The organism is Streptomyces sp. (assembly GCF_031181705.1).
Taxonomy (GTDB): Bacteria; Actinomycetota; Actinomycetes; order Streptomycetales; family Streptomycetaceae; genus Streptomyces.
This window is the reverse complement of the sequence record NZ_JAPSKN010000237.1, coordinates 1-4,703: the sequence shown is the minus strand read 5'-3', so window position 1 is coordinate 4,703 and position 4,703 is coordinate 1. Positions and strand designations below refer to the sequence as shown.

General features: G+C 70.7%; 5 protein-coding genes. 3 read left to right on the top strand and 2 right to left on the bottom strand.

Annotated elements, in window-relative coordinates; translation table 11 throughout:
- Positions 1–16: 16 nt before the first annotated feature.
- The gene (locus tag RIN80_RS26320) at positions 17–793 is read right to left on the bottom strand and encodes an amino acid ABC transporter ATP-binding protein (protein WP_309098142.1); all 777 of its coding nucleotides are present in this window, start codon (positions 791–793) and stop codon (positions 17–19) included.
- Positions 794–1,083: 290 nt separating this feature from the next.
- Between RIN80_RS26320 and RIN80_RS26315 the strand changes: the two genes are divergently transcribed.
- Together RIN80_RS26315 and RIN80_RS26310 are read left to right on the top strand one after the other, a co-directional pair.
- Positions 1,084–1,770, top strand: coding sequence for a response regulator transcription factor (locus RIN80_RS26315; RefSeq protein WP_309098141.1), 687 nt, complete (start codon positions 1,084–1,086; stop codon positions 1,768–1,770).
- Between the two features lie 9 nt (positions 1,771–1,779).
- Positions 1,780–3,180 (top strand): HAMP domain-containing sensor histidine kinase, encoded by a 1,401-nt coding sequence (locus tag RIN80_RS26310; protein WP_309098140.1) that lies wholly within the window; start codon positions 1,780–1,782, stop codon positions 3,178–3,180.
- On the opposite strand, the gene RIN80_RS26305 is transcribed toward RIN80_RS26310, so the two are convergent.
- Entirely contained in the window at positions 3,177–4,178 is a 1,002-nt protein-coding gene (locus RIN80_RS26305; RefSeq protein WP_309098139.1) for a TAXI family TRAP transporter solute-binding subunit, read from the bottom strand. The genes RIN80_RS26310 and RIN80_RS26305 overlap by 4 nt on opposite strands.
- Positions 4,179–4,272: 94 nt before the next feature.
- Here RIN80_RS26305 and RIN80_RS26300 point away from each other — a divergent pair, with 94 nt between their 5' ends.
- Positions 4,273–4,680, top strand: a complete 408-nt coding sequence (locus tag RIN80_RS26300) for a MazG nucleotide pyrophosphohydrolase domain-containing protein (protein WP_309098138.1) — start codon at positions 4,273–4,275, stop codon at positions 4,678–4,680.
- Positions 4,681–4,703 lie beyond the last annotated feature (23 nt).

The window sequence follows — 4,703 nt, the reverse complement described above, 5'->3', positions numbered from 1 at the left end:
GGCGCGACGCGCGCCGTCAGTGGTGCAGGATCTTCGACAGGAAGTCCTTGGCGCGGTCGCTGCGCGGATTGCTGAAGAACTGGTCGGGCGCAGCCTCCTCGACGATTCGGCCGTCCGCCATGAACACCACGCGGTTTGCCGCCGATCGTGCGAAACCCATCTCATGGGTGACGACGATCATGGTCATACCGTCGCGGGCGAGCTGCTGCATGACCTCCAGCACCTCGTTGATCATCTCGGGGTCGAGCGCGGAGGTCGGCTCGTCGAAGAGCATGACCTTCGGCTCCATGGCCAGGGCCCGCGCGATCGCGACGCGCTGCTGCTGGCCGCCGGAGAGCTGTGCCGGGTACTTGTCGGCCTGCGCGCCCACGCCGACCCGGTCGAGCAGGGCACGGGCCCGCTCCTCGGCCGCCTGCTTGTCCTTCTTGCGGACCTTGATCTGGCCGAGCATCACGTTCTCGAGCACGGTCTTGTGCGCGAAGAGGTTGAAGGACTGGAAGACCATTCCGACGTCGGCGCGCAGCTTCGCCAGTGCCTTGCCCTCGGCGGGCAGCGGCTTGCCGTCGATCGTGATCGAGCCGGAGTCGATCGTCTCCAGGCGGTTGATGGTGCGGCACAGCGTGGACTTGCCGGACCCGGAGGGTCCGATGACCACGACGACTTCACCGCGGGCGATCGTCAGGTCGATGTCCTGGAGTACGTGCAACGCGCCGAAGTGCTTGTTGACGCTCTTCAGGACGACCAGTTCTCCGGTCGCGGCCACATCTTCCTTGGCCACCGATACTTCGGTCATCGCTCTCAGGCTCCGTCCTCCTCGGTTTCGGAGGACAGTAGTAACCCTCTACGACCTGCGTCATTACATCTGAGGGGAATCTGAGCATCACGATCCGATAGCAATCGGACACATGTCGTAGCACTTATGAGCTGGGCTCATACCAGCCGGGTAACGGAAGCCCTCAGCAACCGGAACCCTCTTGACGCCGTCCTCATCCATCAGCGTGACTGCACGGGGTGCACGCGCGCGCGTGCACGCGTTTTTGTACACACCCTGATCGTACGGCCAGTGAACCGAAGGGGGCCCGGGTGAGACTGCTGCTCGTCGAGGACGACAACCACGTCGCCGCCGCCCTGTCGGCGGTCCTGGCACGGCACGGCTTCGACGTCACGCACGCGCGCAGCGGCGAGGAGGCCCTCCAGGCCCTGGTCCCCGAAGGCGACGGTTTCGGTGTCGTCCTGCTCGACCTGGGCCTGCCGGACCAGGACGGCTACGAGGTCTGCGGCAAGATCCGCAAGCGCACCAGCACCCCCGTGATCATGGTGACGGCCCGCTCCGACGTACGCTCCCGCATCCACGGCCTCAACCTCGGCGCCGACGACTACGTCGTCAAGCCCTACGACACCGGCGAGCTGCTCGCCAGGATCCACGCGGTCAGCCGGCGCACCTCCCACGAGGACACCTCCAGCGGCATCGAGACCGAGCTGCGGCTCGGCCCGGTGCACATCGAGCTGCCCACGCGCCGGGTCAGCGTGGACGGGTCGGTGATCCAGCTGACCCGCAAGGAGTTCGACCTGCTGGCCCTGCTCGCGCAGCGGCCCGGGGTGGTCTTCCGCCGGGAGCAGATCATCAGCGAGGTGTGGCGGACCAGCTGGGAGGGGACCGGGCGCACCCTGGAGGTGCACGTCGCGTCCCTGCGCGCCAAGCTGCGCATGCCCGCCCTCATCGAGACCGTGCGCGGGGTCGGCTACCGGCTCGTCGCGCCCGCCGGGTAGCGGGGCCGGGTGCGCACTCGTCTGCTCCCGCTGCTGATCATCCTGATGGCGGCCGTGCTGCTCGCGCTCGGCGTGCCGCTCGCCGTCAGCCTGGCGGGCGCCCAGCAGCAGAAGGTCGTCGTCGACCGCATCGACGACACGGCGCGCTTCGCGGCCCTCGCCCAGTTCGTCACCGACTCGCCCGGCGGGACCACGGAGGCGTTCGAGAACGAGCGCCTGGCCACGCTCAGCAGTGAGCTCCGCAGCTACCACGAGGTCTACGGCATCCGCGCCGGTGTCTTCTACCGCAACCGCCAGGCCATGGCCCAGGCACCGGCCAGATGGGCCCTGCCGGCGGCGGGCGAGGTGCGCGCCGCCTTCGACGAGGCGCTGCTCAGCCGCCGCAGCCACGACCCGCGGCAGGTGTGGCCCTGGCAGCGCCGCAACCTCGTGGTGGCCTCGCCGGTCATCCGGGACGGCGACGTCGTCGCGGTCGTCGTCACCGACTCGCCGACCGGGCAGATGCGCTCCCGGACGCTGCACGGCTGGCTGGTCATCGGCGCGGGCGAGTTCGCCGCGATGCTGCTGGCCGTCGGTGCCGCCCTGCGGCTGACCGGCTGGGTGCTCAAGCCCGTGCGGATCCTGGACGCCACCACCCACGACATCGCAACGGGACGGCTGAAGTCCCGGGTGGCCGCGGCCGGGGGCCCGCCGGAACTACGTCGCCTGGCCCGGTCGTTCAACGAGATGGCGGACAACGTCGAGGACGTCCTTGAGCAGCAGCGCGCCTTCGTCGCCGATGCCTCCCACCAGCTGCGCAACCCCCTCGCGGCTCTGCTCCTGCGTATCGAGCTGCTCTCCTTCGAGCTGCCCGAGGGCAACAAGGAGATCGCCTCCGTACAGGCGGAGGGCAAGCGCCTCGCGCAGGTCCTGGACGACCTGCTGGACCTGGCGCTGGCCGAGCACACCGAGGCGGACCTGAGGATCACGGACATCGGCGAGCTCGCCGCCGAGCGGGTCGCTGCCTGGTCCCCCACCGCCGATGCCAAGGGCGTACGCCTGATCGGCGACTGCCCGCCGACGACCGCCTGGGCCGACCCGGTCGCCCTGTCCAGCGCCCTGGACGCGGTCATCGACAACGCGGTGAAGTTCACCCCCGAGGGAGAGACGGTCGAGGTGACCGTGGCCGCCGACGGCGACACCTCCGCCGTCGTCGTCACCGACCACGGCCCCGGCCTCACCGACGAGGAGCTGGCCCGCGTCGGCGACCGCTTCTGGCGCAGCGGCCGCCACCAGAACATCAAGGGCTCGGGCCTAGGACTGTCCATCTCGCGGGCCCTGCTCGCGGCGGGCGGCGGCTCCATCGCCTTCGACCACCACGAGCCGCACGGCCTGCGGGTGACCGTGCGCGTCCCGCGGTCGGGGTCTTAAGGCTTGACCGACTGGTAGTAGCGCTGGGCCCCGGCGTGCAGCTGCAGCGGGTCGGTGTAGATCGCCGTGCGGACGTCGACCAGCTGGGCGGAGTGGACGGTCCCGCCGATGCCGTCGCGGCTGTCGATCACCGTACGGGTCAGCCACTCGGTGAGCCGCGGATCCACGTCGCTGCGCGTCACCAGGAGGTTGGACACCGCCAGGGTCGGCACCGAATCGCCCCGCTGGATGGTGGGGTAGGCCGACTCGGGCATCTTGGTCGCGCGGTAGTACCGAGTGGCACCGCCCTGGTCGTGCAGCTTGGCCACCAGGGCGGCGTCGATCGGTACGAACCGGAAGGCCGACGCCGATTTCTCCGCCAGCCGGCTGAGTCCGTCCGTGGGCAGCCCGCCCGACCAGAAGAACGCGTCCAGTCCGTGGCCCAGCCGCTTGGGCCCGGTGTCGATGCCGTCCGACGACGGCTCGATGTCCTTCTCCGGGTCGATACCGGCCGCCTTCAGCACCCCGTTCGCGATCAGCCGCACGCCGGAGTCGGGCAGCCCTATGGCCACGCGCTTGCCCCGCAGGTCCGACACGGAGCGGATGTCCGAGTCCGGCGGCACGACGAGCTGGACGTAGTCGTCGTACAGGCGTGCGACCCCGCGGAGCCGGTCGGCGCCTGTGCCGTTGCCGAGCTTGTACGTGGCGACCGCGTCGGCCGCGGCGATCGCGAAGTCGGCCTCGCCGGTCGCCACGTCGGCGACGTTCTCCTGCGAACCGGCGCTGGTCAGCAGCCGCACCCGCAGGGCGGGCATGTCCTCGGCGATCTCGTGGCGCAGGAGTTTGCCGTACTCGTAGTACACCCCGGCGCGCGTGCCGGTGCCGAAGTCGATGTCCCCGCCGGGCGGTTCCTCGGCCCAGGGGCGCAGCCACCACAGCAGCAGCCCGAGGACCACGAGGGCGGCGGTACCGCCCTGCAGCACCCGGCGCCGGCCGATGGGTGGGAACGTCCTGGACATGCGGGCGATCCTGCCAGCCGGGGCGCCCCCCTGACCAGGGCAAGGGTCACAGGAGGGGCGGGGAGTGTCAGTGGCGGCCACTACAGTCCCGCCCATGAGCTCCTCGCCCGCCGACCTGGTCCGTGAGTTCCACCGCGCCTTCGGCCTGGACGCCCGCAGCACCCCGACGGAGGTCTCCCCGGAACTCGCCGCACACCGCGGCGAACTCCTCGCGGAGGAGGCCGCGGAAGTCGCCGAGGTGGCGGTGACGGGCCCGCTGGACCGGCTCGCGCACGAACTGGCGGACGTGGTCTACGTGGCGTACGGCACGGCCCTGGTCCACGGCATCGACCTCGACGCGGTACTCGCCGAGATCCACCGCTCCAACATGACCAAGATCGGCCCGGACGGCTCGGTCTCCCGCCGCGCCGACGGCAAGGTCCTCAAGGGGGAGCACTACGAGGCACCGGACGTGCGCGGGGTGCTGCGGAAGCAGGGGTGGGAGCCGGGCGGGGGTGAGTGACCTCGGCGCCGGCCGGGGGGGGG